This window comes from Klebsiella sp. 54, assembly GCF_018223875.1.
Lineage (GTDB): Bacteria > Pseudomonadota > Gammaproteobacteria > Enterobacterales > Enterobacteriaceae > Klebsiella > Klebsiella quasipneumoniae.
Window position 1 is genome coordinate 1090645 of sequence record NZ_JAGRRA010000002.1, and the last position, 25425, is coordinate 1116069.

Genomic DNA, 25425 nt, shown 5'->3' on the forward strand with positions numbered 1-25425 from the left:
GTATCCTTAGGAAAGGAGCGTTCCGCGCGGTACACGGACGTTCAGGTGAGGAGAGAGCAGGCGACCGGATGGCCTGGTTGTCTCCGCGAGTGGCGTGCAGTATCATCCCTGCGAAACTGATAAAAAATAGCGGAAAACGGAGAGTCGTTTTCCATAAATGGAAAACAGATGACCGCAGAATTTAACTGGGATGATGCGCGCATATTCCTCGCCATCGCCCGGGCGGGAACGCTGAGCGGCGCCGCCGACAAGATGAACATGGGGATAGCCACGGTCTCCCGCCGGCTGGATCGGCTGGAGCAGGCGTTGAACGTTCCGCTCTTCAGCCGCCATCAGAGCGGCTATCGCCTGACCGATGATGGCGAAGCCCTGCTCGCGCGGGCCGAGGCGCTGGAATACGCAGGCCTGGCGTTTGGCGAAGCGGCGCAACTGCAGGGGCATGTCGCCGGGGTTGTCCGCCTGGCCACCTCGGATAACCTGGCCACGCATTTTATTCTGCCCTCCCTGAAAGGGCTCCTGGACCATTATCCCGAGCTGCGGGTGGAGGTGCTGAGCGGCGTGCAGCCGGTGAACCTGCACCGTCGGGATGCCGATCTGGCGATCCGCATGGTCAAGCCTGAGGCCGGGCATTTGACGTTAAAGCGACTGGGGACGGTGGGGTTTGGCGTCTATGGCGCCGCCGGCTATCTGGCCGGTGCGGACGGCCTGTCGCTGAGCGAGGCGGACTTTGTGGGGTGGCCGGAAACTCACCAGCACCTGCCGGCCGCCCAATGGATCGCGCGCACCCTGAGAGGGCGGCCGTGTAAAGTCGAAGCCAATACGCTCGTGGCCCAGGTTTCCGCGGTATCCGCGGGCCTCGGACTGGGCGTTCTGCCGCACTTTATGGCCCGGGCCAGCGGCCTGCAGTGCCTGCAGCCGGAGATCGGCGCGGATCAGACTCTCTGGCTGGTGATGCATTCCGACCTGGCCGGGTCCAGACGCGTGCGGGTTATCGCCGACCATCTCATCACCCTCTTTGCGGCCCATCAAGATCGGCTGGCGATGCCCTGAAGGGGCGCGGCTTGGGCGTGTAACGATACGACTGCCCGAGGCTGACGAGCCACGATTTTTTCCGCGCCAGCTAACAGCGATACTCGCCGCGCAATATTCGGCCCAATGCTGCTCCGCAGTCAAAAATAGTGCAGAGTGAGAGGATATCCCCGTCCGGCAAAATAATTTTGTGTTGTGGCCAGCGCCGCATTGTTGCGCTCCCCCAGAAATGCCTGTCGATGTTAGGGTGAGATGTTTATCACCACAGGAGAATGCAAATGATTGTCAGGACCTGGCACGGCTGTGTGCCATTGCAGCATGCTGAGGGGTTTGCCCGCCACCTCGAGCGGACCGGCGTGGAACACGCTCAGAGCATCGCCGGCAACAGAGGCGCCCTGGTGCGCCGGGAAAACCAGGGCGAATGGGCGCATTTCTTTCTCGCCACCTACTGGCAGGATCTCGCGGCGGTCAAAGCCTTCGCAGGCGAAGACTATCACGTCGCGGTCACCTATCCGGACGATGAAGTATTCGAACTCCTCTCCGACCCCTACGTGTTTCAGCATGAAGTTGAGGCCGTGTCGCCGCTGTAGACTGATGACCGGGCAGGTGGAAGATCGGCCAGCAACAGACGGTTGCTGGCCGCGTGAGATCGACTGACGTCACCGGTTAATTAACCCTGGACCGCTCAACTGCGCCAGCGTTTAACAGGTCGGGCTATGTCGAAACCGCCGATGCTCAGACGGCAAACGGCGTCAGGCGCATCAGAGGAAATCGTTTATTGTTACGTTAAGAGGTATCCTGCCTGTTCTGGGAAACGGCAAAGAGGATGTCATAAGATGCTGGCTTATATCACGATAGGTACCAATGATTTTCAGCGCTCAGTAGATTTTTATGACGCTATTTTTAATGTTCTTGGCTACTCACGTCTGCCTGCCTGGACAGACAGCTGGGCAATGTGGGGAGATAAAAATAATCCGGATAAGGCGTTCAGCTTTTGTATTTGCCCTCCTTTTGACGGACATTCCGCAACGGCGGGAAACGGGACAATGTTTGCATTCCAGGCTGATAACGCAGAGATTGTCAGACAGTTCCATGCCGCAGGCCTTCTTGCAGGAGGGCAAAATGAAGGCGCACCGGGCACACGCCCCGCCTATGGCCCCGACTTTTATGTGGCCTACCTGCGCGATCCTGACGGGAATAAGCTGGCATGCGTTTGTCAGCATTATTCTCCCGCAACTGATAAGTTCGTCAACCAGAAACAGGCGCTTCGCATATAGCATCTTACGGTTTTGCGCGTTTACAGCCCCTGACGTGAAATAGGGCGTTCCGGCGACAGCTGGCGCGGTCGGCTACAGGCCAGGAACCAACATCTATCTTGTATGGGCAGACAGCCACCGTTGGGTGAACGTGGAATGACTGCACACTCAGCGCTTGAGGGCGGCAACAATGGAAGCCTCCATTTTCTCCGGCGTCGTGAACGGCGCAAAACGCGTGAGGGGTGTGCCGTCGCGACCGATGAGGAACTTGGTGAAATTCCACTTGATCCGTCCGCCTAGCACGCCGGGCAACGCTTGTTTCAGATAACGAAACAGCGGGTGTGCAGCGGGGCCGTTGACGTCCACTTTCGCAAACATTGGGAAGCTCACACCGTAGTTAACGTGACAGGTCTGCTCGATTTCATCCGCACCGCCGGGTTCCTGCTTGCCAAACTGGTTGCACGGAAAACCAAGCACCACCAGCCCCTGAGCCGCGTACTTTTTGTAGAGCGCTTCCAGGCCAGCATACTGTGACGTGAAGCCACAATGGCTGGCCGTATTCACCACCAGAACCACCTTGCCAGCATAGTCAGCCATGGAGAGAGGTTGGCCGCGCAGGCGGGTGGCGGTCAATTGATAAAAACGGGTCATAGCAGGCTCCTGAGAGTGGAAACAGTGCAACGCTGACGATCGCGTGAATGTTTGAAGCAGATTAGGCAGTTATAATACACAGGGTTAGGGATTTGTACCTGGAATGTACAACATGGGGGAAAGAAGCATTTTGCGATGAGGCAGCTGCATCTATTCTGCACAAAAAATGGGCGTATTGATTAATAGAGAAATAACAGCATTTAAAAAATAAATCAGCCAGCAGGTGACGCTAACTGGCTGATTTTATTTAACTACGCTTCACTTTTAGAGGACTGCTTGTGAAACAGTTCGCGGAATACCGGGTAGATATCCTCCTGGTCGCGAATATGCTGCATGGCGAAATTATCAAAGGTCGCCTGCAGGTGTTCATACTCGCGCCACAGGGTCTGGTGCGCCCGGCGGGTAATTTCGATATAGCTGTAATAACGCACCACCGGCAGAATTTTCTTCGCCAGCAGTTCGTGGCACAGTGGGGAGTCATCGGCCCAGTTGTCGCCATCCGACGCCTGGGCGGCGTAGATGTTCCACTGCGCCGGGTCATAACGCGCCTGCACCACCTCATCCATCAGCTTGAGGGCGCTGGAAACGATGGTGCCGCCGGTTTCCTGAGAATAGAAGAATTCGTGTTCATCCACCTCTTTCGCCTGGGTATGGTGGCGGATATAGACCACATCGACGTTTTTATAGGTCCGGCTGAGGAACAGATACAGCAGGATATAAAAGCGCTTGGCCATGTCTTTGGTGGCCTGGTCCATCGAGCCTGAGACGTCCATCAGGCAGAACATTACCGCCTGGCTGGAGGGCTCCGGCCGTTTTTCGTAATTTTTGTAGCGTAAGTCAAAGGTGTCGATAAACGGCACCCGTTCAATTTTAGCCCGCAGCTCGGCAATCTCTTTGCGCAGGCGCTCCTCCTCCAGCAGCTGCACCGGCTCGCTGCGGCTGATGGTCTCCAGATCCTCCTCCAGAGCGCGCAGTTCACGGCGCTTGCCGGCGGTCATCGCAGTCCGACGGGCCAGCGAGTTCTGCAGCGAACGCACCACGCTGATGTTGGCCGGCACCCCGTTAGAGGTAAAACCCGCGCGATGGGTTTTAAACTCGTTTAGCTGCCGGTGCTGATTTTTCTTCAGGTTCGGCAGGGCGAGATCTTCAAACAGCAGATCCAGGTACTCATCTTTTGAAATCTGGAAGACAAACTCATCCTTCCCTTCGCCATCGGCGCTGGCTTGCCCCTGACCGCCGCCACCGCCGCCGCCGCCCCCTTGCGGGCGTTCGATCCGATCGTTTTGCACGAAATGGTCATTGCCCGGGTGGACGCGGTTGCGTAGTCCGCCGCGACCCTGATGAAACATCGGCTCGTTGATATCGTCCGTCGGGATCGAGACGGATTCTCCGCTCTCAATATCGGTCACCGAGCGCTTGTTGATGGCCTCGGAGATTGATTGTTTAATCTGCGCCTTATAACGGCGCAAAAAGCGCTGACGATTGACGGCGCTTTTGTTTTTCCCGTTCAGGCGTCGGTCTATGAACCAGGTCATATGCCCTCCTGTACTGCATTAGCCAACTTTACTTATCATCATTCAGCTGCAGTTGACCCGGCGGCGCACCGCCGGGCTGGACGCATCAGGACGATTTACGAACCCGCAGGTACCACTCGCACAGCAGGCGAACCTGTTTGCGGGTGTAGCCTTTCTCCATCATGCGGTCGACAAAGTCGTCGTGTTTTTTCTGCTCATCGGTTGAGGTTTTGGCGTTAAACGAAATGACCGGCAACAGCTCTTCGGTATTGGAGAACATTTTCTTCTCAATAACCGTGCGCAGTTTCTCATAGCTGGTCCAGTTCGGATTACGTCCGCTGTTGTTGGCTCTGGCGCGCAGCACAAAGTTGACGATTTCATTACGGAAGTCTTTCGGGTTGCTGATCCCGGCCGGCTTCTCAATTTTCTCCAGCTCGGCATTCAATGATTCACGGTCAAACAGCTGGCCGGTGTCCGGATCGCGGTATTCCTGATCCTGGATCCAGAAGTCAGCGTAGGTGACATAGCGATCGAAAATGTTCTGCCCATACTCGGAGTAGGATTCCAGATAGGCGGTCTGGATCTCTTTGCCGATAAACTCGGCGTATTTCGGGATCAGATAGCCTTTGAGGAACTCCAGATAGCGCTCGGCCTGCTCCTGCGGGAACTGTTCGCGCTCAATCTGCTGCTCCAGGACATAGAACAGATGCACCGGGTTGGCCGCCACTTCAACATGGTCGAAGTTAAACACCCTTGAGAGGATCTTAAAGGCAAAGCGGGTGGAGAGCCCGTTCATCCCTTCATCCACCCCGGCGTAGTCGCGATACTCCTGATAGGACTTCGCTTTCGGGTCGGTATCTTTCAGGCTCTCGCCGTCATAGACCCGCATTTTCGAGTAGATACTCGAGTTTTCCGGCTCTTTCAGGCGCGACAGAATCGAGAAGCGCGCCAGCGTTTCCAGAGTGCCCGGGGCGCATGGCGCATGAGTCAACTCGCTGCTGTTGAGCAGTTTTTCATAGATACGGATCTCTTCGGAGATCCGCAGGCAATAAGGCACTTTGACGATATAGACGCGGTCGAGGAAGGCCTCATTGTTTTTGTTATTACGGAAGGTCACCCATTCCGATTCGTTAGAGTGGGCAAGGATGATCCCGTTAAACGGCAGGGCGGAGATCCCTTCGGTCCCGTTGTAGTTACCTTCCTGAGTCGCGGTCAGCAGCGGATGCAGCACCTTGATCGGCGCTTTAAACATCTCGACGAACTCCATGATCCCCTGGTTGGCGCGGCACAGCGCACCGGAGTAGCCGTAGGCGTCCGGGTCGTTCTGCGCATAGTGTTCCAGCTTGCGGATATCCACTTTACCCACCAGCGCCGAAATATCCTGGTTGTTTTCATCGCCCGGTTCGGTTTTGGCGATGGCGACCTGTTCGAGAATCGATGGCCAGACTTTGACCACGCGGAATTTCGTGATATCGCCGCCAAACTCATGCAGGCGTTTGGCCGCCCATGGCGACATAATAGTGCCGAGATAGCGGGTAGGGACGCCATACTCTTTCTGAAGGATCTGCGCATCCTCCTGCGGATTGAACAGGCACAGCGGGTGATCGTTAACCGGGCTGCGCTCGCCGTTGGCGCTCAGCACATAGATAGGCACGCGCTGCATCAGGGCTTTCAGCCGTTCAGCCAGCGATGATTTACCCCCGCCCACCGGTCCCAGCAGATAGAGGATCTGTTTCTTCTCTTCCAGCCCCTGGGCGGCATGCTTGAGGTAGGAAACGATCTGCTCAATGGCGTCTTCCATACCGTAAAACTCTTCAAACGCCGGATAGCGTGCGATAACCCGGTTTGAAAAGAGACGGGATAGCCGCGGCTCGAGAGCCGTATCAACCATGACGGGTTCACCAATGGCCATCAACAGACGTTCTGCCGCATTGGCATAGGCACTGCGATCTTGCCGGCAGATGGTAAGAAACTCCTGCAGTGTGAACTCTTCGTCCTTGGCAGCTTCATAGCGCTGGCGATAGTGATCGAATATATTCATGGCATGCCGTCCTTTCGTTTTTTAGCACAGGTTGAGAGCCGTTCATATGAATAGTGGGGGCCCCCGGAAGACATAAGCTGAACATCGCTCTCCTGGTATCCAGCAACCCTTATGCCAGGTTGCGGGTGGGGTAGCGTGAATGTGCCCTGCAATTACACCTTCTAAATTTAAGCGTAGATGCATTTAGAAATCTTGCATGACGCAGAAAATCAATTTCAATGACATATCAATAACTCATCCTGAAAAAGACGCTTTTTGCTTCGCCGGGACGTGAAGCTGTCATCGGGCTGTCACCAGATGGTAAGAGAAGGGTGGGAAAGTGAACGATTTGTGTCATATCGGGTAAAGAATTTGAGGCATGAGACCTACGACGGTAAACTGCACGGGCTGATTATTTGACAACGGGAATATGGATTGTGACTAAAATCAAACTTCTGGCACTCGGCGTGCTGATTGCGACCTCCGCCAGCGCGGCGCATGCCGATGGGAAGTTCACGCTTGGCGCTGGCGTCGGCATCGTTGAGCATCCGTACAAGCAGTATGATGCGGATGTTTATCCGGTGCCGGTCATTAGTTATGAGAGCGATAACTTCTGGTTCCACGGTCTGGGTGGGGGTTACTACCTGTGGAATGACACCAATGATAAGCTGTCGATAACGGCTTACTGGTCGCCGATGTACTTCAAGCCGGGCGACAGCGATAGCGAACAAATGCGTCGCCTGGATAAACGTAAATCAACCGTGATGGCCGGTCTTTCTTATGTCCACAACACGCCCTATGGTTTCCTGCGCACGACGATTGCCGGCGATACGCTGGATAACAGCAACGGCATCAACTGGGATCTCGCCTGGCTGTACCGCTACACCAACGGGAACCTGACGCTGACACCGGGCATCGGCGTGGAGTGGAACAGCGACAATCAGAACGAATACTATTATGGCGTCTCGCAGCACGAGTCCCGTCGTAGCGGCATGCGCAGCTACGATCCGGACAGCAGCTGGAACCCGTATCTGGAGCTGTCGGCCAACTATCGCTTCCTCGGCGACTGGAGCGTATACGGTATTGCGCGCTACACCCGTCTGTCGGATGAAATTACCGATAGCCCGATGGTGGACAAATCCTGGAGCGGTCTGATCTCAACCGGGATCACTTACACCTTCTGATTGTGCATTATTACAGTGCGCTTTATGCATCAAAACAGGGCTTCGTGCCCTGTTTTGCTTTATGGTGGTGCAGGGCGCTAAGTAGGAGACGATGGTGAAAAAAACAGTATGCTTTGGCGAGCAGGCGGCAGTTCCGGCCATCGGGCTGGGGACCTGGTATATGGGCGAGAACGCGGCGCAGCGTCAGCAGGAGGTGGCTGCACTGCGCGCGGGCATCGACCATGGCCTGACGGTAATCGATACCGCTGAGATGTATGCCGACGGCGGGGCGGAGGAGGTGGTGGGCCAGGCGGTCCGCGGCCTGCGCGACCGGGTGGTGCTGGTCTCCAAAGTCTATCCCTGGCACGCCGGCGGCGCGGCGATGCGCCGCGCCTGTGAAAACAGTCTGCGCCGGCTGCAGACCGACTATCTGGATATGTATCTCCTGCACTGGCGGGGCGATATCCCGCTAGAGGAGACGGTCGAGGCGATGGAAAGGCTGGTGGCCGAGGGTAAAATCCGCCGCTGGGGCGTCTCCAATCTGGACACCGACGATATGCAGGCGCTGTGGCGCACGGCGGGTGGCGAACGCTGCGCCACCAATCAGGTGCTCTATCATCTCGCGTCGCGGGGCATTGAATACGATCTCCTGCCCTGGTGCCAGCAGCACACCCTGCCGGTGATGGCCTATTGTCCGCTGGCGCAGGCGGGGCGCTTACGCGATGGACTTTTTCAGCATACCGATATCATCAAAATGGCTAACGAGCGGGGCGTGACGGTGGCGCAGCTGCTGCTGGCCTGGGTGATTCGTCATCCGGGAATGCTGGCGATCCCGAAAGCGGCCAGTATTGAACATGTGGTGCAGAATGCCGCCGCGCTTGATCTCGTTCTCAGCCCGCAAGAGCTTGCGCAGCTGGACCGCCTCTATCCACCGCCGCCGCGGAAAACCCGGTTGGATATGGTTTAACCCACAGCGCATCCTGGTGGAGAAGAGAAAAAGCCCCGTGATAAACGGGGCTTTTTGCGCTTAGCGTTTTTTCACGCTGATGGTTTGCGCCAGGCGAGACGGGGTCTCTTCACTGGCTTTCTGCGGCTGGGTCACGCAGCAGGTTTCGACGCACACGAAGGTTTTGTAGCCATCGTCCGGCATGTCGCCCATGCTGACGGACAGCGCCGGGCCCGGGTTCCAGGCCACCACGTTGTGCTGATGATGATGCACCACGTCGATAGTGCGGCTGAGCGCGTCGTCGTGGATCACGCTGCAGCCTTCGGCGTCGAGATAGACGCGGTCGGTACGATCCGGGAAGGTCTGCACGCCGTTGCTCAGAACGCCTTCTTCGGCATTTTTCACTTTATCGATATAGCGCTCGCCAAGACCGCTCACTTTCACCGCCGCGATATCGCCGACGTTGAAGTAGCTGTGCAGGGCAGAGGTGGTCTCAAATTCGCCGTGGGCTTCCAGTTCGATTTCGCAGGTCTTGCCCAGCTTGAAGCGGGCATAGAGGGTGAACTCATGCGGCCACAGCTTCATGGTTTCGGCGCTGTTCTGCAGCGCAAAGGTCAACATCACGCCGCCGTCGTCTTCATCATGGCCTTCCAGGGTCCACGGCAGGTTGCGGGCAAAGCCGTGCGACGGCAGGCCCTGCTGCGCCGATGGGCCAAACCAGGGCCAGCAAATCGGCACGCCGCCGCGCAGGGCGACGCCCTGTTTAAACGGGGTGTTGTTGCTCAGCCACAGGACTTCTTCTTCACCGGCGGGTTTCCAGGAGAGCAGATGCGCCCCCTGCAGCGCCACAGAGGCTTTCACCTGCGGATGGTCGATGACAATCAGCTCCAGGTCGTCCAGCTGGCGACGGGAGATAACGGGCGAAATGGTTTCATTCACCGGGAGAGCAAAAATTTTATTTATCATTGTGCAATCCTATCTCTGCAGACAAAAAAAAGAGCGACCGAAGTCGCTCTTACAGATTACTTTTTCATCTCAACTTATTTGGAGATGTGGGCAATCAGGTCCAGAACTTTGTTGGAGTAGCCAGTTTCGTTGTCGTACCAGGAAACCAGTTTAACGAAGTTGTCGTTCAGTGCGATACCCGCTTTAGCATCGAATACGGAAGTGCAAACTTCGCCGTTGAAGTCGGTAGAAACAACGTCGTCTTCGGTGTAACCCAGAACGCCTTTCATTGCGCCTTCAGAAGCGGCTTTGATAGCTTTCTTGATTTCTTCGTAGGACGCTGCTTTTTCCAGACGAACGGTCAGGTCAACAACGGATACGTTCGGAGTCGGAACGCGGAACGCCATACCGGTCAGTTTGCCGTTCAGTTCTGGCAGTACTTTACCTACTGCTTTAGCAGCGCCGGTAGAGGACGGGATGATGTTCTGAGCTGCGCCGCGGCCGCCGCGCCAGTCTTTGTGAGACGGGCCATCAACGGTTTTCTGGGTAGCGGTGGTAGCGTGGACGGTGGTCATCAGGCCTTCAACGATACCGAAGTTGTCGTTGATGACTTTAGCCAGCGGCGCCAGGCAGTTGGTGGTGCAGGATGCGTTGGAAACGATGTCCTGGCCAGCGTAAGTGTCGAAGTTAGCGCCGCGAACGAACATCGGGGTGTTGTCTTTGGACGGGCCAGTCAGAACGACTTTTTTCGCGCCAGCGGTGATGTGTTTACGAGCGGTTTCGTCGGTCAGGAAGATACCGGTTGCTTCAGCAACAACGTCAACACCAACTTCGTCCCACTTCAGGTTAGCCGGGTCACGTTCAGCGGTAACACGGATTTTTTTACCGTTAACGACCAGATGACCGTCTTTCACTTCAACGGTGCCGTCGAAACGACCGTGAGTGGAGTCATACTTCAGCATGTAAGCCATGTACTCTGCGTCTAACAGGTCGTTGATTGCAACGATCTCGATGTCAGAACGTTTCTGAGCAGCACGGAAAACAATGCGACCGATACGGCCAAAACCGTTGATACCTACTTTGATAGTCATATATTCCACCAGCTATTTGTTAGTGAATAAAAGGTTGCCTGTAAAATTACAAAAACCTTACGCAGCGTCAAGCGGAATCGTGTCAATCATTGCGACAAATCAATCCTGAGCAGACCTTTGCGCGATTGATTTGCCTCACTCTCCCTTTGAGCCCAATTCCATATGGGGGCTGCGCGCGGAATTTTAAAGGGCATTTAAGATAAAAACGTGATTTAAGTCACAATTATCTGGCTGCCTGTGGGCACCGGATAAGTTTAGAACAAAAGTGTACGCTTCATTGTTAATGTTTTGTTAGAATTGGGGCGAAAGTTGTCCATTGCAAAGCGAGATGTAAGCCCATGGCAAATAAACCCTCCCCGGAAGAGCTGAAAAACGGCTTGAGCGAAATGCAGTTTTACGTGACCCAACATCATGGTACCGAACCGCCTTTCACCGGACGGCTGCTGCACAACAAGAAAAATGGCGTGTATCACTGCCTGGTGTGCGATGCGCCGCTGTTCAACTCCCAGACCAAGTACGACTCCGGCTGCGGCTGGCCGAGCTTCTACGAGCCGGTAAGCGAAGAGGCCATTCGTTATCTGGACGACAGCTCCCACGGCATGCAGCGCATAGAGATCCGCTGCGGAAATTGTGATGCCCACCTCGGTCACGTGTTTCCGGATGGCCCGCAGCCGACCGGCGAGCGCTATTGTGTGAATTCGGCGTCGCTCAGCTTCACCGATGAGCAGAACGGCGAGCAGATCAAGGGTTGAAGAAACGATTCAGCAAATTATTCCAGGTGGAGATGAGCAGAAGATGGATATTGAGCAAATTATCGACAGCATGACCCCGGAAGTGTATCAGCGTCTGGCGACGGCGGTGGAGCTGGGAAAATGGCCGGATGGCGTGGCGCTGACGCCGGAGCAGAAGGAAAATAGCCTGCAGCTGGTGATGCTGTGGCAGGCCCGGTATAACACCGACGCCCAGCATATGACCATCGATACTCGCGGGCAGATGGTGATGAAGAGCAAACAGCAGCTGAAGGAAGATTTCGGTATCGTGCCGAAGCCGATCGCCACCGTGAAGCTGCAATAAACCGCCGGCCGGCGGGGAGAGGTTCCGGCGTCGGGTGATCCGGCGCCGGAAGGGTTAGCGTCTACGACCGCGCTCGACGGTCAGCCGCTTTGCTTACTTTTTGTTCATCATCGCTTTCAGGTCGGCAAACGGATTGTAGGTGGCCTCGCCGACGCTCTTTTGCGCATCTTCGCCGGCCACCACCGTGGAGCCATACTGATCGGCTTCGGTGTACTTGGAGTGTTCGTGATCGTGACAGTAGAGGCACAACATCTCCCAGTTACTGCCATCTTCCGGGTTATTGGAGTGGTCGTGATCGATATGGTGCACCGTCAGCTCGCGCAGATTGGAGTAGACAAACTCCCGCGAGCAGCGTCCGCATACCCAGGGAAAGAGCTTGAGCGCCTTTTCGCGATAACCCACTTCCAGACGTGCGTAATTTTTGGGGATATAGGCCATGGCCCCCTGCCTCCTGTCAAACGGTTAAGCTGCGCCAGCCCCTGGCGCAGCGGATAACAGGCATCATAACCTATCCCGGGCGGCGCGATATACCTGCATTGCAGGCGATGCTGCCTGCGTCACGCCGCCCGGCGGAGACGATGCGGCGGAGGAACAGCCGCGATTAGTGTTTGATCCCCAGGGATTCCGCCAGCTGGCGGGCCAACTGGTTCTGGTCATCGGCGCCATACTCCCAGAACATCGCCCCGGCGAGGCCCTTCGCCTTGATGTAGTCCGCCTTAATGGCTACCGAGCGCGGGTTCTCATAGGAGAGGGCGAACAGCGGCTTGCCCTCTGCGGACTGCACCGACAGCCACGGGACTTTCGCCTCATCGTCCCAGTGCTCGGTAAAGCGTTTCTGCGGATCGTTGAGCAATTTGCCCACGATATCATTGTATTTCACGTAGGTGTCTTTGCTCAGGTCATAGCCCAGCGAGGCAAACAGCGCGATCTGCTGTGGACCAAAATAGGGCTGGGTGACCGGGTTCTTTTGCGCATCCGCTTTACTCCAGTCAATCCCCGGCTCGACCGCCCGTTTCGGTACCCGGCCATAAAAACCAATCCCGAGGTTCATCTGGCTGGGTTTAAGCCCGGCGGCCAGGTAATTGTTGACCACAAAATCGGCGCTGTATTTATCCGCCGCGGCGACCGTCGGCCAGTGGCTGGAGTCATACAGGTTCGAGTTGAAGTACTGCGTGCCGTAGGCCATGTCGTAGGTCATCAGGTTGATGTAGTTCAGCACCGGGGCCACCGCTTTGACATCCACCCAGCTTTTCGGGCTCTCGGCGTTGGCGCCCACGGCAATAGTAACCAGTTTCTTCGTACCAAACGCTGCGCGCAGCTCTTTTAACAGCGCGGTGAAGTTATCGCGATCGGTCGGTTGACTGGCAACCAGCCCCCACGCGCCGTTGACCGGAAACTCCCAGTCGAGGTCAATCCCATCCAGACCATATTTTTCAACAATTTCCTGCGCAGACTGAATAAACACCTTACGGGTTTCTTTGCTTGCCGCCGCGCCGGAGAAACCGCGCGCCCCCCAGCCGCCGACCGACAGCAGGACCTTGAGGTCCGGGTTCTGTTTACGCAGGGCAGGGAGCTTTTGCAGATCCGCCTGCACCTTTGGCGACAGCCAGATCTCGTGCAGATGGTCAGGATCCTTCAGGGCCGCATTGGTCTCGTCTTTTTCATCGTTATAGATAAGGCCAAACGAGTAGTTGAGATGGGTGATCTGCCGGACGTCCAGCTTGTCGATATCCCCGCCCGGCCCGGCAGTGACGTCGCCGCCGCCGTTGAAATAGCCGACGGACATCAGCGGTTGGGCAGAGAGCGCGGAAGCGCAAAGCAGGGGCAAGGCTGCCAGCAAGGGCAAACATTTCATAGTGGTTCCTCTTTGACATAAAAAAATAACCGCGCCACGGAAATGGCGTGGCGAAAAAACAGCCTTGCCAGACTACCAGCAATAACTTGTTGAAACTGCGAGAGAGTTCAATTTATGGACGATAACGAAGCGGCAGAAGAAGACCCGGCGCGGAAGCGCCGGGTGAAGGATCAGGCGTGGGTTTCCCGCCAGTCATCAAGGGTATAGAGCGTGGCGCCTGCGGCGGCCATCTCCATAAACGCCTGGCTGCTGTCCTGCGGCTGAAGGTTCACCCCGCGGCAGCCGTCGGTGATGACGTTGACCGCGTAGCCGAGCGCCAGAGCATCCAGCACGGTGAACTTGACGCAGTAATCGGTGGCGAGGCCGAGAACGGTCAGCTCCACGATCCCCTGACCACGCAGCCAGCCGTCCAGTTCGGTTTTCTGCCGGTGACCGTTGTCAAAAAAAGCGCTGTAGCTGTCGATGACCCGGTTTTGCCCTTTGTGGAACACGGCGGCGATCGCCTGCTGCTTGAGCAGGGGATGCAGCGCCGCGCCTTCGCTGTGCTGAACGCAGTGATCCGGCCAGAAAGTTTGCGCCAGGCCGTCCAGGTCGCCCACGGTGTAGGGCTCCACCTGGTGCTGGCTGGCGAAGCTGCCGTGATCCGCCGGATGCCAGTCCTGACTGGCGACGATGGGCTCGCCGCGCGCCAGGCTCCAGTCGATAAGCGCGTTGGCTACGTCGACGGTGCTGTCGCCTTCGGGAACCGCCAGCGCGCCGCCGGCGCAGAAGTCGTTCTGCAAATCAACCAGTAACAGCGCTCGATGTGCCATACGTCCTCCTTAAGCTTCGTCAGGGGTCAGTTCGCCACGCAGATTCTGCTGCATCGCCGCGCGAATGGCGTCAACGTCCAGCTGCTGGCTCAGCAGATAGTGTAGCTTGGTCAGCGTCGCTTCCACCGTCATATCGAAACCACTGATGACTCCCGCCTGGGCGAGGGCGTTGCCGGTGGCATAGCCGCCCATGTTCACTTTGCCGGACATACACTGCGTCAGATTGACCACCACAATGCCGCGCTGGCTGGCTTCCGCCAGCACCTGAATAAACTCGCCATTCTGCGGGGCATTGCCGACGCCGTAGGAGCGGAGGATCAGCGCTTTCACCGGCTGGCGCAGGAAATTACGCACCACGTCGGCGGAGATGCCGGGGTAAATCGTCACCACGCCAATCGGCTGCGGGGTGATGGGGTGGACAATCAGCTCCCCACGGCCCTGCGGCGCCGGCGGGGTACCGAGACGGCGAATATGGATCCCGGCCTCCAGCAGCGGCGCGAGGTTGGGCGAGGCGAAGGCGTCAAAGCCGTCGGCATGGGCTTTAGTGGTACGGTTGCCGCGGAACAGTCGATTGTTGAAGAACAGCGCCACTTCGTTAATCGGATAGTTGGCGGCGACGTACAGGGCATTGAGCAGGTTGATCTGGCCGTCGGAACGCAGCTCGGCCAGCGGAATTTGTGACCCTGTCACAATCACCGGTTTGCCGAGATTTTCCAGCATGAACGACAGCGCTGAGGCGGTAAACGCCATGGTGTCGGTACCGTGGAGGATCACAAAGCCATCATACTCCGCGTAATGGCTGCGGATATCGTCGGCGATGTGCTGCCAGTCCTCAGGGGTCATATCGGATGAATCCATCAGCGGATGGTATTCATGGATCGTGAAGTCCGGCATCTCCGGACGATGGAACTCAGGCATCAGCGCCAGCTGACGCTGCAGATGGCCGGAAACGGGTACATAGCCGTGTTCTGAGCGCTGCATACCGATGGTCCCACCGGTGTAGGCAACGTAAATCGATTTTTTTTGCATAGCATCGCTTAGGTTGGTCGTAGACAGGCGCAGTATAAAGAGACGGAGGAAAAAATACAGTGTTGGCCGCTCGCTTTGTGGCGGCGCTGGCAGGTGCGGAAAAAAGGCTGCCCCGTGAGACGGGGCAGCCGCTGCGTATTAACGAATGTTGGCGCAGGTCAGGCAGAAGGCATAGCGGTTCTGCGGGTCGTTGAACGCCGCCAGCTTGTCGCTTTCCGCTTTCACCGTCTCGGCCGCCGCGGCCACCGGCGCAGGCAGCCAGGCCTGAATGGCGGCCGGCAGCGAGGCGCGTACCGAGCCGGTCAGGCTGTCCAGCACCATCGAGAAGAAGGTTGGCTCTTCCTGATAGTAGTTAAGGTGCCAGGTTTTCAGCTTCGCCAGCTCGGCGGCCTTGGCCACCGCGTCGTCAAAATCGCCGAGGCTGTCGACAAGACCGTTGGCTTTGGCATCTTCCCCGGTCCAGACGTGGCCCTGGGCTATCTGGTCGATTTTCTCCGGCGTGCTCTTACGGGCGTTAGCCACCAGGGTGATAAAGCGCTGATAGCCGTTCTCAATACTCAACTGCATCAGCTGCTGCACTTCCGGCGGCAGCGCTTTGGTGCTGGAGATATCCGCCAGCGGCGACGTGGCGACGCCGTCGGTGTGGACGCCAATCGACCCGAGGGTATTTTCCACGGTGTTGATCACCCCAAAGATGCCAATGGAGCCGGTGAGGGTGCTTGGGTTCGCCACGATGTAATCCGCGGGGGTGGAGATCCAGTAGCCGCCGGACGCCGCCATGCCGCCCATTGAAACGACCACCGGTTTACCCGCGGCTTTGGCTGCCGCCAGCTCTTCACGAATGATTTCCGAGGCGGTCACGCTGCCGCCAGGGCTGTTCACGCGAAGAACGATGGCCTTAATTTTCGGGTCGAGGCGCGCATCGCGAATTTGCGATGCGGTGGTGTCACCGCCGACGTTGCCCGGGGTCTCCTCGCCGTCCATGATGGCGCCGTTGGCGAAGATCACCGCGATAGCGGAACCCTGGTCAGACGGCGTCTTCACGTTGTAGTCGTAATAGCTAATCGCCCGATAATTGTTATCCGCTTTGCTCCAGCCAAACTGTTTGGTCAGCGCTTTTTCCACTTCCGTGGAGGTCGCCAGCTCATCCACCAGCTTATTGTCCAGCGCATATTTCGCCGTATCGCCGCCCACTTTACGCAGGCCATCGATAATGCCCTGGGCGCCCGGGAAGAGCTGCTGGGCGGTGATCTGCCGGTTGGCGGCAATGGTGTTGAGGTAGTTCTGCCACAGTTCGCCAATCCAGCGGCTGTCCGCTTCGCGGGCGGCAGGGGACATGTCATCGCGAATGAAAGGCTCGACGGCGGATTTATAGGTGCCGACGCGGAAGACATGGGTGGAGACTTTCAGCTTATCCAGCAGCGACTTGTAATACAGCCCGTTGGTGGCGAAGCCGTGGAGGTCTACCTCGCCCTGCGGCGAGAGCCAGATTTTGTTGGCAAAGCTCGCCAGGTAGTACTGGCCCTGGCTGTAGCTGCTGCCGACGGCATAGACCGGTTTGCCGCTGTCGCGGAATTCGCGCAGCGCTTTACCGATGTACTGCATGGACGGCTGATCGCCGCCGACGAAGTTTTTCAGATCCAGCACAATACCGGTGATATTACGATCATCCTTCGCCTGACGGATGGTCTGCACGATATCGAACAGAGAATTCTCCTGCAAACGGTCTGAGCTGGCGCCAAACAGCTGGCGGCCTATCACGCCGAGTTTGCTGCTGGCGGAAGGTTTATCCACCACCACGCCGGTAATATCCAGGAGCAGCGCGCCGCGCGCGGCATGTTCGCTGGTGGTGCTGCTGAACTGGCTCCAGATGCCGATACACACCAGCACCAGTACCAGGAAGATCGCATTGAGGGCCAGTTTGCGAATAAAGTTGAGTATCCGCCACGTCCATTTAAAAAAGCTGGCAATCAGTCGCCAAAGGGTTCGCATGTCTTCTCCCTAACGTTATCTAAAAATGGGCAGGCCGCAGGGGCCGCCGCGTCTGGCTATCCTAAAGAGTGAGCCGTCGGTTGTCAGCAGGAATCACCGACCGCGCTGTAACAAAATCCTTGTGCATGTTAATTTTATGAAAAATGACATCACAGGAGTTATACAGATGGATGCTCTCGACCTACTGCTTAATCGCCGCAGCGCTTCCCGCCTGGCGGAACCGGCCCCGGCCGGCGAACAGCTGGAAAACATTCTGCGCGCCGGGCTGCGCGCCCCGGATCATGGCACCCTGCAGCCGTGGCGCTTTTTCATTATCGCCGATGACGGCCGCGAACGCTTCAGTCAGCTGCTGGAAAAGGGGGCCAGGGAGGCCGGTCAGGATGAGAAGGGCATAGAGAAAGCCCGAAATGCGCCGTTCCGCGCGCCGCTAATCATTACCGTCGTGGCGCGTTGTGAAGACCACCCGAAGGTGCCGCGCTGGGAGCAGGAGATGTCCGCTGGCTGCGCGGTGATGGCGATGCAGATGGCGGCCCTGGCTCAGGGATTCAACGGCATCTGGCGCAGCGGAGCATTGACCGAGAGCCCGGTGGTGCGCGCCGGTTTCGAGTGCCGCGAACAGGATAAAATCGTCGGTTTCCTCTATCTGGGCACGCCGCAGCTGAAAGCCTCAACCACCATTGCCCTGCCGGATACCGCGCCGTTTGTGACGCGATTCTGAGTCAGCGGGTGTTATGCCGGGCTGCGGCTTGCGCCTTACCCGGCCAACGCATCCGGCTCTGACTGTCTGTAGGCCCGCGCAAGCGCAGCGCCGCCGGGCAAGGACAGCGGGTACGGAGCCGATTTTGTGCCGGGTGGCGGCTGTCGCCTTACCCGGCCTACGTTCGTACGACCTGTCGTTAATTTATTCACTTTTCTTGCTGAAACTGCCGGTGCTGGCGGCCTCAAAATCGCTGAGACGTTCCCGGCAGGCCGGGGCAGCCCGCATGGATGCGGGCTGAGGGCCGTGTTTTGCATGGACGCTGCCTCGGCCCGACCCGAAGCCTGCAGGGATAAGTCGAAGGGACCGCGCAGCGGCGATTTTGCTGGCCGGAGCCCGGGGGTACAGGGGGCGGCGGCGACTGGCCGCCCCCTGTGCGCTCCCGGCGCCATGAGTGACATAACGCAGACGATTAACCGGGAGCGCAAACTACGCTGAAGCCACCGATAACATAAACAACCACACTGCAGTGCTTCCCCTCACCCTGGCCCTCTCCCGGAGGGAGAGGGAACCGTCCTGCTGGCCGCGCAAGCGCAGCGCCGCCGGGCGACGGCAGCAAGCTCGGAGCCGCATCTATGCCGGGCGGCGGCTGGCGCCTGACCCGGCCTTCAAACCCTACCCTTCGAATCAATCGCGGTTTTTGTCGCCCGGACAAGGCGCGCCAGGCGCCGTATCCGGGAGTTCAACGGTGATGACGTTACTTCTGCGTTTTGGCGAATTCGTCTTTGGCTTTCTGCAACTGCTGCTGGAAGGCCGGGTTGGTGTGCAGCGTGGCGACCACCGCGGAGCCGACGATGCGCGCCGCATCGACATCGCTCTGCCAGTGATAGCCGCAGATCACCCGGCTCTCGCCAAGCTCATAGCCGCGCTTCAAAATTTCGTTCTGCCGCTGCGGGTTGATCTCCGCCAGCACCAGGGCGGTGGCCCAGCCGATGGAGGTATGCCCGGACGGGTAAGAGCCGTTTTTCGCCAGCTTGTCCTGCTCGGTGGTGTTGCAGGTGGAGACGCCGTAGAAGGCAAACGGGCGAATGCGCATATACTTCTCTTTCGCGCCGCGGGTCGCCAGATCGCCGGCGTCTTCAATCATATTGGTCAGCAGCTTATGGAGCTGCGGCGCGTCTTTTTCGGTGATCGGCGAACCAAAGGCGCTGGAGAAGGCGTTAGCCACGCCGCCCGCGCTGAGGTTGGCATCCTCTGCCGCCAGCTTCCCGCGCTCGGAGTTGCGCAGCAGGCGCCCCTGCTCATACATCGCCTGATCGTTTAAGAACGCGATACTGCCCACCGCCGGCGGCGGCGGCAACAGCGCCAGGCTGTCGATGGCCTGGGCATTGGTCAGATAGTAGAGATCGGGCTTGGTGGTGACATCGTTACCGGGGGGAACCAGTGCGAAGGCGTTAACGGAGAAGAAACTGGCCAGGCAAAGGGCAAGAACACGCTTTTTCATTAGAATTTCCTTACGTCATAATCATTCCAGAGAAGACAGTCCTGTGTTGTCACATTTCTGTCATCTTTAAGTAAAAGTGAAAATGGTCGGGAAAAAATTGCCGCGTCTCGCAAAAACGGCTTTTTGTCTGCTTAATGAGCAACCATACGCGATTTCAGACTGTCGTACTTACCACCCTGGCGTTTGGGCGCTAACATAGCGGGATTGCAATGACAGGAGATGTCCATGAGCGAGCAAGCCATTCGTTTAACGCAATACAGCCACGGAGCCGGTTGTGGTTGTAAAATTTCCCCGAAAGTGCTGGAAACCATCCTGCATAGCGAGCAGGCGAAGTTCGTCGACCCGAACCTGCTTGTCGGCAACGAAACCAGCGATGATGCCGCCGTTTACGATCTCGGTAATGGCACGTCAATCGTCAGCACCACCGACTTTTTTATGCCGATTGTCGATAATCCGTTCGACTTTGGCCGCATTGCCGCCACCAACGCCATCAGCGATATTTTCGCCATGGGCGGGAAACCGATTATGGCGATTGCCATTCTCGGCTGGCCGATCAACACCCTGGCGCCGGAAATCGCCCGCGAAGTGGTGGAGGGCGGGCGCTTTGCCTGTCAGCAGGCGGGGATCGCGCTGGCGGGCGGCCACTCCATTGACGCCCCGGAGCCGATCTTCGGTCTGGCGGTCACCGGCGTGGTGCCCACCGAGCGCATCAAGAAAAACAGCACCGCGCAGGCGGGCTGCAAACTGTATCTCACCAAACCGCTGGGGATCGGCGTGCTGACCACCGCAGAGAAAAAATCGCTGCTCAAGCCGGAGCATCACGGGCTGGCGACGGAGACCATGTGCCAGATGAACCTCGCCGGCGCCGCGTTTGCCGCTATCGACGGGGTGAAGGCGATGACCGACGTCACCGGCTTTGGCCTGCTCGGCCACCTCAGCGAAGTGTGCCGCGGAGCCGGCGTGCAGGCGCAACTGCGCTATGCCGATATCCCGAAACTGCCGGGGGTGGAGGAGTATATCGCCGCCGGCGCGGTGCCGGGCGGCACCGGGCGCAACTTTGCCAGCTATGGCCATCTGATGGGCGAGATGCCGACGGAGTGGCGCGATCTGCTCTGCGACCCGCAGACCTCCGGCGGTCTACTGCTGGCGGTGACCCCGGAGGCGGAGGCGGAAGTGCAGGCTGCCGCAGCGGAGTTCGGTATTAAGCTGGCCGCCATCGGCGAGCTGGTGACCGCCCGCGGCGGACGACCCATGATCGAGATCCGTTGATTCGATGCGGTTGTTTATTGCAGAAAAACCGAGTCTCGGTCGGGCTATCGCCGATGTGTTGCCTAAACCGCATCGCAAAGGCGATGGCTTTATTGAGTGCGGCAATGGGCAGGTGGTCACCTGGTGTATCGGTCACCTGCTGGAGCAGGCGCAGCCGGACGTCTATGACAGCCGCTATGCCCGCTGGAATCTCACCGATCTGCCGATTGTGCCGGAGAAATGGCAGCTGCAGCCAAAACCTTCGGTCACCAAACAGCTGAATGTCATCAAGCGCCTGCTCGGCGAGGCCGAGGAGGTTATCCACGCCGGCGACCCCGACCGTGAGGGGCAGCTGCTGGTGGATGAGGTACTCGACTACCTGCAGCTGGCGCCGGAGAAGCGTCAGCAGGTGCAGCGCTGTCTGATAAACGATCTCAACCCGCAGGCGGTTGAGCGGGCGATCAACCGCCTGCGCGCTAACAGCGAGTTTGTGCCGCTTTGCGTGTCGGCGCTGGCGCGGGCGCGCGCCGACTGGTTGTACGGCATCAATATGACCCGGGCCTATACCCTGCTGGGGCGCAACGCCGGCTATCAGGGGGTGCTCTCCGTGGGGCGGGTGCAGACCCCGGTGCTCGGCCTGGTGGTGCGCCGCGATGAAGAGATTGAAAACTTCGTCGCCAAAGACTTCTTCGATGTCAAAGCGCATATCGTCACGCCGCAGGAGGAGCGCTTTGTCGCGACCTGGGTGCCGAGCGAAGCCTGCGAACCTTACCAGGATGAAGAAGGGCGCCTGCTGCATCGTCCGCTGGCCGAGCACGTGGTTAAGCGTATTGAAGGCCAGCCGGCGCTGGTGACAGGCTATAACGATAAGCGCGATTCCGAACCCGCGCCGCTGCCGTTTTCGCTGTCGGCGCTGCAGATTGAGGCGGCCAAACGTTTCGGCTTCAGCGCGCAAAACGTGCTGGATATCTGCCAGAAGCTGTATGAAACCCACAAGCTCATCACCTATCCGCGTTCGGACAGCCGCTACCTGCCGGAAGAACATTTCGCCGGCCGCCATGCGGTGCTGAATGCGATTGCCGTCCATGCGGCGGATCTGCTGCCGCAGCCGGTGGTGGATCCGGAGATCCGCAACCGCTGCTGGGATGATAAAAAGGTCGACGCGCACCATGCGATTATCCCGACCGCCCGCAGCAGCCAGGTCAAACTCACCGATAACGAAGCGAAGGTCTACACCCTGATCGCCCGCCAGTATCTGATGCAGTTCTGCCCGGACGCGGTGTTCCGTAAATGCCAGATTGACCTCGAGATCGCCAACGGTAAGTTTGTCGCCAAAGCGCGTTTTCTGGCCGAGGCGGGCTGGCGGACGCTGCTTGGCAGCAAAGAGCGCGATGAAGAGAACGACGGCACGCCGCTGCCGGTGGTGGCCAAAGGCGATGAACTGCTGTGCGAGAGGGGCGAAGTGGTGGAGCGCCAGACGCAGCCGCCGCGCCACTTTACCGACGCCACGCTGCTGTCGGCGATGACCGGGATTGCCCGCTTCGTGCAGGATAAAGATCTGAAGAAGATCCTCCGCGCTACTGACGGCCTCGGCACCGAAGCAACCCGCGCCGGGATTATCGAGCTGCTGTTTAAGCGCGGTTTCCTGACTAAAAAGGGGCGCTATATCCACTCCTCGGAGGCCGGAAGGGCGCTGATTCATTCCCTGCCGGAGATGGCCGGTCGACCGGACATGACCGCCCACTGGGAGTCGGTATTGACGCAAATCAGCGAGAAACAGTGCCGCTATCAGGACTTTATGCAGCCGCTGGTGGGCACGCTGTATCAGCTAATCGAGCAGGCGCGCAGCACGCCGGTGCGCCAGTTCCGCGGTCTGGTGGCGCCGGGCGGGGCGAAAAAATCGTTCAGTAAAGGCAAAGCGAAAGGCAAAAAAGCGGCAGAGGATGCCGCGCCGCCGCCGCAATAACCTGCCCGGCGGCCGTGAGGAGGCCATTCCCCACGGACGCCGTTTCTCCGCCAGACTGGTCAATGGTCTACACTAAACAGCCGGGAAGGGGGGGACGATCGCCCCGCAGAACGGGGGCGCCCATTGCCCTTCCCGATGCCTTGCTTAATTCTCTGACAGGCGATAAGGAGGACCCGTGAAATATATCGCTATCAGCCAACCAGGTGGCCCGGAGGTTTTACAGATCCGCGAAGGTGAGATCCCCACTATCGGGGAGCATGAGGTGCTCATCGAGGTGAAAGCGGCGGGCGTCAACCGGCCGGATATTCTGCAGCGCCAGGGTCTGTATCCCATGCCTGAGGGGGTTACCCCCGTGCCCGGCCTCGAGGTGGCGGGCGTGGTCGTGAAGGTTGGTGCGCAGGTTGCGGCCTTTGCCCCCGGGGATCGCGTCTGCGCGCTGACCAACGGCGGCGGGTATGCCGAATACTGCGCCGTCCCGGCAGGCCAGACGCTGCCGATCCCGGCTGGCCTCAGCTTTAGCGAAGCGGCCGCCATTCCGGAAACCTTCTTCACGGTGTGGGCGAACGTTTTCCAGCTCGGTAAGCTGCAGCCCGGCGAGAGCATTCTGATCCACGGCGGCGCCAGCGGGATTGGCACCACCGCGATCCTGTTGTGTCACGCGCTGGGGATGACCGTCTATGCCACCATCGGCCAGGACGAAAAAATTGCCGCGCTGCGGCCCTACGCCACGGCGATCAACTACAAAACCGAAGATTTCGCTGAGAAAATTCATCAGCTGACCAACGATGAAGGGGTGGATGTCATTCTGGATATCGTGGGCGGCCCTTACTTTAACCGCAACCTGGGGCTGCTGAAAAAGGACGGGCGGCTGGTCATCATCGGCTTTATGGGCGGGCGAATGGCCCATGAGGTCGACATTCAGACCCTGATGCTCAAGCGGGCCACCGTCACCGGCTCCACCATGCGCGGCCGGACGGCGGCGGAGAAACAGGAGATTGCCGAGGCGCTGCGGCGCCACGTCTGGCCGCTGCTTGAGGCTGGGAAATGCAAGCCGATGATCTACGCCAGCTACCCGATGGCGGAAATTGCCGAGGCGCATGCCTGTCTGGACAGTGGTCAGCATCTGGGGAAAGTGGTGATCACGATGACGTCGTGAGAGACATCCCGGCGGGCAGCCGCCGGGATGGCGTGAGGGGAGGTTAAATCACGCCCTGGGCCAGCATGGCGTCCGCCACCTTGACGAAACCAGCGATATTGGCGCCGCGCACGTAGTTGGTCTGCTTCGCTTCACCGCCGTACTGCACGCAGGCGTGGTGGATATCCAGCATGATGTGATGCAGACGGGCATCCACTTTTTCCGCTTTCCAGCCCATGCGCGCGGCGTTCTGCGCCATCTCCAGACCGGACGTCGCCACGCCGCCGGCGTTGGCCGCTTTGCCCGGGGCAAACAGCACGCCAGCTTCAAGGAACAGATCGGTCGCGGCGATGGTGGTTGGCATGTTGGCGCCTTCCGCCACGGCCTTCACGCCGTTGGCAATCAGCTGGCGAGCGGCGTCGGCATCCAGTTCGTTCTGGGTGGCGCAAGGCAGAGCGATATCCACCGGCACTGACCACGGCTGCTGGCCTTCGAGATAGGTGAGGCCAAATTCGCGGGCGTAGTCGGCCACCCGGCCGTGGGCACGCTCTTTGATGTCGATCAGGCGGGCCAGTTTTTCTTTGGTGAAGCCCGCTTCGTCAACGACGGTGCCGTTGGAGTCGGAGGCGGTGACCACCCGCGCGCCAAGCTCCATCGCTTTCTCAATGGCGTATTGCGCGACGTTGCCGGAGCCGGAAACCGCCACGCGAGCGCCTTCGAAGCCGAGGCCGTGACGTTTGAGCATCGCTTCGGTGAAGTAGATCAGGCCGTAACCGGTGGCTTCCGGACGGATCAGGCTGCCGCCGAATGAGAGGCCTTTACCGGTGAAAACGCAGGCGCTGTTGTTGGAGAGCTTACGCATCATTCCGGCCATAAAGCCGACCTCGCGGCCGCCGACGCCGATATCGCCCGCCGGTACGTCGGTATCCGGGCCCAGATGGCGATAAAGCTCGGTCATCAGCGCCTGGCAGAAGCGCATCACTTCGCCATCGCTCTTGCCTTTAGGATCGAAATCGCTGCCGCCTTTCCCGCCGCCCATCGGCAGCGTGGTCAGGGCGTTTTTGAAGGTCTGCTCGAAGCCAAGGAATTTGAGAATCGACAGGTTTACCGACGGGTGGAAGCGCATTCCGCCCTTATACGGGCCGATGGCCGAGTTGAACTGCACGCGCCACGCGCGGTTGACCTGGACCTGATTGCGGTCGTCCACCCACACCACGCGGAACTGGATCACGCGCTCCGGTTCCACCAGACGTTCCAGCAAAGCAAGCTGACGATAGCGCGGATTTTCCTCAAGGAAAGGCCACAGGGTGGTCATGACCTCCCGGACGGCTTGAGCAAATTCGGTTTGATGGGGATCGCGCTGTTGAACGCGGGTGAGAAAGCCTTCCAGAGTGCACGTCTGATCCATAGATATAAGTTCCCCTTATGGTTGTGGTTGCATGTATTTATTATGATTCGGTCCTTGAAAAAACCGATTTTCCGACTATAACACCGCTAA

At 58.5% G+C, this 25425-nt stretch carries 24 protein-coding genes; 11 read left to right on the plus strand and 13 right to left on the minus strand.

Translation table 11 applies throughout. The annotated features are described in order from the left end of the window. The first annotated feature begins 168 nt into the window (after nt 1–168). Nucleotides 169–1050, plus strand: coding sequence for a LysR family transcriptional regulator (locus KHQ24_RS06925; RefSeq protein WP_017898598.1), 882 nt, complete (start codon nt 169–171; stop codon nt 1048–1050). 70 nt (nt 1051–1120) lie between these two features. Here the strand turns inward: KHQ24_RS06925 and KHQ24_RS06930 are convergent, their stop codons facing one another. Beyond that, nucleotides 1121–1240, minus strand: a complete 120-nt coding sequence (locus tag KHQ24_RS06930; protein WP_032425956.1) for a hypothetical protein — start codon at nt 1238–1240, stop codon at nt 1121–1123. 67 nt (nt 1241–1307) lie between these two features. Between KHQ24_RS06930 and KHQ24_RS06935 the strand changes: the two genes are divergently transcribed. After that, complete coding sequence (locus KHQ24_RS06935) at nt 1308–1619, plus strand: hypothetical protein (RefSeq protein ID WP_004203773.1); 312 nt, start codon at nt 1308–1310, stop codon at nt 1617–1619. Nucleotides 1620–1865: 246 nt separating this feature from the next. After that, entirely contained in the window at nt 1866–2306 is a 441-nt protein-coding gene (locus tag KHQ24_RS06940) for a VOC family protein (RefSeq protein WP_004203774.1), read from the plus strand. A gap of 147 nt (nt 2307–2453) precedes the next feature. On the opposite strand, the gene KHQ24_RS06945 is transcribed toward KHQ24_RS06940, so the two are convergent. The 3 genes from KHQ24_RS06945 to yeaG all read right to left on the minus strand — a co-directional run bounded on the left by KHQ24_RS06945 (nt 2454) and on the right by yeaG (nt 6491). Then, the gene (locus tag KHQ24_RS06945; protein WP_136023027.1) at nt 2454–2936 is read right to left on the minus strand and encodes a glutathione peroxidase; all 483 of its coding nucleotides are present in this window, start codon (nt 2934–2936) and stop codon (nt 2454–2456) included. Nucleotides 2937–3187: 251 nt separating this feature from the next. Continuing rightward, complete coding sequence (locus KHQ24_RS06950) at nt 3188–4471, minus strand: YeaH/YhbH family protein (protein ID WP_012968476.1); 1284 nt, start codon at nt 4469–4471, stop codon at nt 3188–3190. An 85-nt stretch (nt 4472–4556) separates the two neighbouring features. Continuing rightward, complete coding sequence (gene yeaG, locus KHQ24_RS06955) at nt 4557–6491, minus strand: protein kinase YeaG (RefSeq protein WP_004203779.1); 1935 nt, start codon at nt 6489–6491, stop codon at nt 4557–4559. A gap of 416 nt (nt 6492–6907) precedes the next feature. Between yeaG and KHQ24_RS06960 the strand changes: the two genes are divergently transcribed. Both KHQ24_RS06960 and KHQ24_RS06965 read left to right on the plus strand, forming a co-directional pair. Further along, complete coding sequence (locus KHQ24_RS06960; protein WP_004203780.1) at nt 6908–7654, plus strand: MipA/OmpV family protein; 747 nt, start codon at nt 6908–6910, stop codon at nt 7652–7654. A gap of 91 nt (nt 7655–7745) precedes the next feature. Beyond that, a complete protein-coding gene (locus KHQ24_RS06965; RefSeq protein WP_023317989.1) occupies nt 7746–8600 on the plus strand; it encodes an aldo/keto reductase in 855 nt (284 codons plus the stop codon). A gap of 60 nt (nt 8601–8660) precedes the next feature. Here the strand turns inward: KHQ24_RS06965 and KHQ24_RS06970 are convergent, their stop codons facing one another. Both KHQ24_RS06970 and gapA read right to left on the minus strand, forming a co-directional pair. Next, the gene (locus KHQ24_RS06970) at nt 8661–9545 is read right to left on the minus strand and encodes a D-hexose-6-phosphate mutarotase (RefSeq protein ID WP_004203783.1); all 885 of its coding nucleotides are present in this window, start codon (nt 9543–9545) and stop codon (nt 8661–8663) included. Between the two features lie 74 nt (nt 9546–9619). Beyond that, nucleotides 9620–10615 carry a glyceraldehyde-3-phosphate dehydrogenase gene (gene gapA, locus KHQ24_RS06975; protein ID WP_004203784.1) on the minus strand — a complete coding sequence of 332 codons (996 nt, stop codon included), beginning with the start codon at nt 10613–10615 and terminating at the stop codon, nt 9620–9622. Nucleotides 10616–10953: 338 nt separating this feature from the next. On the opposite strand from gapA, the gene msrB reads away from it, so the two are divergent. Further along, nucleotides 10954–11367 (plus strand): peptide-methionine (R)-S-oxide reductase MsrB, encoded by a 414-nt coding sequence (gene msrB / locus KHQ24_RS06980; protein ID WP_004203786.1) that lies wholly within the window; start codon nt 10954–10956, stop codon nt 11365–11367. Nucleotides 11368–11410: 43 nt separating this feature from the next. Then, the gene (locus tag KHQ24_RS06985) at nt 11411–11689 is read left to right on the plus strand and encodes a YeaC family protein (protein WP_004203787.1); all 279 of its coding nucleotides are present in this window, start codon (nt 11411–11413) and stop codon (nt 11687–11689) included. Nucleotides 11690–11782: 93 nt separating this feature from the next. Here the strand turns inward: KHQ24_RS06985 and yajD are convergent, their stop codons facing one another. The 5 genes from yajD to sppA all read right to left on the minus strand — a co-directional run bounded on the left by yajD (nt 11783) and on the right by sppA (nt 17377). After that, entirely contained in the window at nt 11783–12127 is a 345-nt protein-coding gene (gene yajD / locus KHQ24_RS06990) for an HNH nuclease YajD (RefSeq protein ID WP_002901254.1), read from the minus strand. 163 nt (nt 12128–12290) lie between these two features. Beyond that, nucleotides 12291–13544, minus strand: coding sequence for a glycoside hydrolase family 18 protein (locus KHQ24_RS06995; protein WP_211777188.1), 1254 nt, complete (start codon nt 13542–13544; stop codon nt 12291–12293). A 170-nt stretch (nt 13545–13714) separates the two neighbouring features. Beyond that, nucleotides 13715–14356, minus strand: a complete 642-nt coding sequence (gene pncA / locus KHQ24_RS07000; RefSeq protein WP_048323857.1) for a bifunctional nicotinamidase/pyrazinamidase — start codon at nt 14354–14356, stop codon at nt 13715–13717. Between the two features lie 9 nt (nt 14357–14365). Continuing rightward, complete coding sequence (gene ansA, locus KHQ24_RS07005; protein ID WP_004203791.1) at nt 14366–15385, minus strand: asparaginase; 1020 nt, start codon at nt 15383–15385, stop codon at nt 14366–14368. 138 nt (nt 15386–15523) lie between these two features. Then, nucleotides 15524–17377: a signal peptide peptidase SppA gene (gene sppA / locus KHQ24_RS07010; RefSeq protein ID WP_211777189.1), complete on the minus strand. Its 1854-nt coding sequence runs from the start codon at nt 17375–17377 to the stop codon at nt 15524–15526. Nucleotides 17378–17543: 166 nt separating this feature from the next. Between sppA and KHQ24_RS07015 the strand changes: the two genes are divergently transcribed. Continuing rightward, nucleotides 17544–18095, plus strand: a complete 552-nt coding sequence (locus KHQ24_RS07015; RefSeq protein WP_004176531.1) for an NAD(P)H nitroreductase — start codon at nt 17544–17546, stop codon at nt 18093–18095. A 736-nt stretch (nt 18096–18831) separates the two neighbouring features. Here KHQ24_RS07015 and phoC read toward each other — a convergent pair. After that, complete coding sequence (gene phoC / locus KHQ24_RS07020; protein WP_211777190.1) at nt 18832–19578, minus strand: acid phosphatase PhoC; 747 nt, start codon at nt 19576–19578, stop codon at nt 18832–18834. Nucleotides 19579–19803: 225 nt separating this feature from the next. Between phoC and selD the strand changes: the two genes are divergently transcribed. The 3 genes from selD (at nt 19804) to KHQ24_RS07035 (ending at nt 23948) form a co-directional block, all read left to right on the plus strand. Beyond that, a complete protein-coding gene (gene selD / locus KHQ24_RS07025; RefSeq protein ID WP_004203794.1) occupies nt 19804–20847 on the plus strand; it encodes a selenide, water dikinase SelD in 1044 nt (347 codons plus the stop codon). 4 nt (nt 20848–20851) lie between these two features. Next, complete coding sequence (locus KHQ24_RS07030; protein WP_004203795.1) at nt 20852–22792, plus strand: DNA topoisomerase III; 1941 nt, start codon at nt 20852–20854, stop codon at nt 22790–22792. Between the two features lie 175 nt (nt 22793–22967). Next, on the plus strand, nt 22968–23948 hold the full coding sequence (locus KHQ24_RS07035) for an NAD(P)H-quinone oxidoreductase (RefSeq protein WP_100051321.1): 981 nt from the start codon (nt 22968–22970) through the stop codon (nt 23946–23948). Nucleotides 23949–23991: 43 nt separating this feature from the next. Here KHQ24_RS07035 and gdhA read toward each other — a convergent pair whose 3' ends face one another. After that, nucleotides 23992–25335, minus strand: coding sequence for an NADP-specific glutamate dehydrogenase (gene gdhA, locus KHQ24_RS07040; RefSeq protein ID WP_004203797.1), 1344 nt, complete (start codon nt 25333–25335; stop codon nt 23992–23994). Between the last annotated feature and the right edge of the window lie 90 nt (nt 25336–25425).

Excerpts from the sequence above, each read along its gene's own strand:
- KHQ24_RS06925 (WP_017898598.1), top strand. The coding sequence starts at position 169 with ATGACCGCAGAATTTAACTGGGATGATGCGCGCATATTCCTCGCCATC.
- KHQ24_RS06930 (WP_032425956.1), bottom strand. The coding sequence starts at position 1,240 with ATGCGGCGCTGGCCACAACACAAAATTATTTTGCCGGACGGGGATATC.
- KHQ24_RS06935 (WP_004203773.1), top strand. The coding sequence starts at position 1,308 with ATGATTGTCAGGACCTGGCACGGCTGTGTGCCATTGCAGCATGCTGAG.
- KHQ24_RS06940 (WP_004203774.1), top strand. The coding sequence starts at position 1,866 with ATGCTGGCTTATATCACGATAGGTACCAATGATTTTCAGCGCTCAGTA.
- KHQ24_RS06945 (WP_136023027.1), bottom strand. The coding sequence starts at position 2,936 with ATGACCCGTTTTTATCAATTGACCGCCACCCGCCTGCGCGGCCAACCT.
- KHQ24_RS06950 (WP_012968476.1), bottom strand. The coding sequence starts at position 4,471 with ATGACCTGGTTCATAGACCGACGCCTGAACGGGAAAAACAAAAGCGCC.
- yeaG (WP_004203779.1), bottom strand. The coding sequence starts at position 6,491 with ATGAATATATTCGATCACTATCGCCAGCGCTATGAAGCTGCCAAGGAC.
- KHQ24_RS06965 (WP_023317989.1), top strand. The coding sequence starts at position 7,746 with ATGGTGAAAAAAACAGTATGCTTTGGCGAGCAGGCGGCAGTTCCGGCC.
- KHQ24_RS06970 (WP_004203783.1), bottom strand. The coding sequence starts at position 9,545 with ATGATAAATAAAATTTTTGCTCTCCCGGTGAATGAAACCATTTCGCCC.
- gapA (WP_004203784.1), bottom strand. The coding sequence starts at position 10,615 with ATGACTATCAAAGTAGGTATCAACGGTTTTGGCCGTATCGGTCGCATT.
- msrB (WP_004203786.1), top strand. The coding sequence starts at position 10,954 with ATGGCAAATAAACCCTCCCCGGAAGAGCTGAAAAACGGCTTGAGCGAA.
- KHQ24_RS06985 (WP_004203787.1), top strand. The coding sequence starts at position 11,411 with ATGGATATTGAGCAAATTATCGACAGCATGACCCCGGAAGTGTATCAG.
- yajD (WP_002901254.1), bottom strand. The coding sequence starts at position 12,127 with ATGGCCTATATCCCCAAAAATTACGCACGTCTGGAAGTGGGTTATCGC.
- KHQ24_RS06995 (WP_211777188.1), bottom strand. The coding sequence starts at position 13,544 with ATGAAATGTTTGCCCTTGCTGGCAGCCTTGCCCCTGCTTTGCGCTTCC.
- pncA (WP_048323857.1), bottom strand. The coding sequence starts at position 14,356 with ATGGCACATCGAGCGCTGTTACTGGTTGATTTGCAGAACGACTTCTGC.
- ansA (WP_004203791.1), bottom strand. The coding sequence starts at position 15,385 with ATGCAAAAAAAATCGATTTACGTTGCCTACACCGGTGGGACCATCGGT.
- sppA (WP_211777189.1), bottom strand. The coding sequence starts at position 17,377 with ATGCGAACCCTTTGGCGACTGATTGCCAGCTTTTTTAAATGGACGTGG.
- KHQ24_RS07015 (WP_004176531.1), top strand. The coding sequence starts at position 17,544 with ATGGATGCTCTCGACCTACTGCTTAATCGCCGCAGCGCTTCCCGCCTG.
- phoC (WP_211777190.1), bottom strand. The coding sequence starts at position 19,578 with ATGAAAAAGCGTGTTCTTGCCCTTTGCCTGGCCAGTTTCTTCTCCGTT.
- selD (WP_004203794.1), top strand. The coding sequence starts at position 19,804 with ATGAGCGAGCAAGCCATTCGTTTAACGCAATACAGCCACGGAGCCGGT.
- KHQ24_RS07030 (WP_004203795.1), top strand. The coding sequence starts at position 20,852 with ATGCGGTTGTTTATTGCAGAAAAACCGAGTCTCGGTCGGGCTATCGCC.
- gdhA (WP_004203797.1), bottom strand. The coding sequence starts at position 25,335 with ATGGATCAGACGTGCACTCTGGAAGGCTTTCTCACCCGCGTTCAACAG.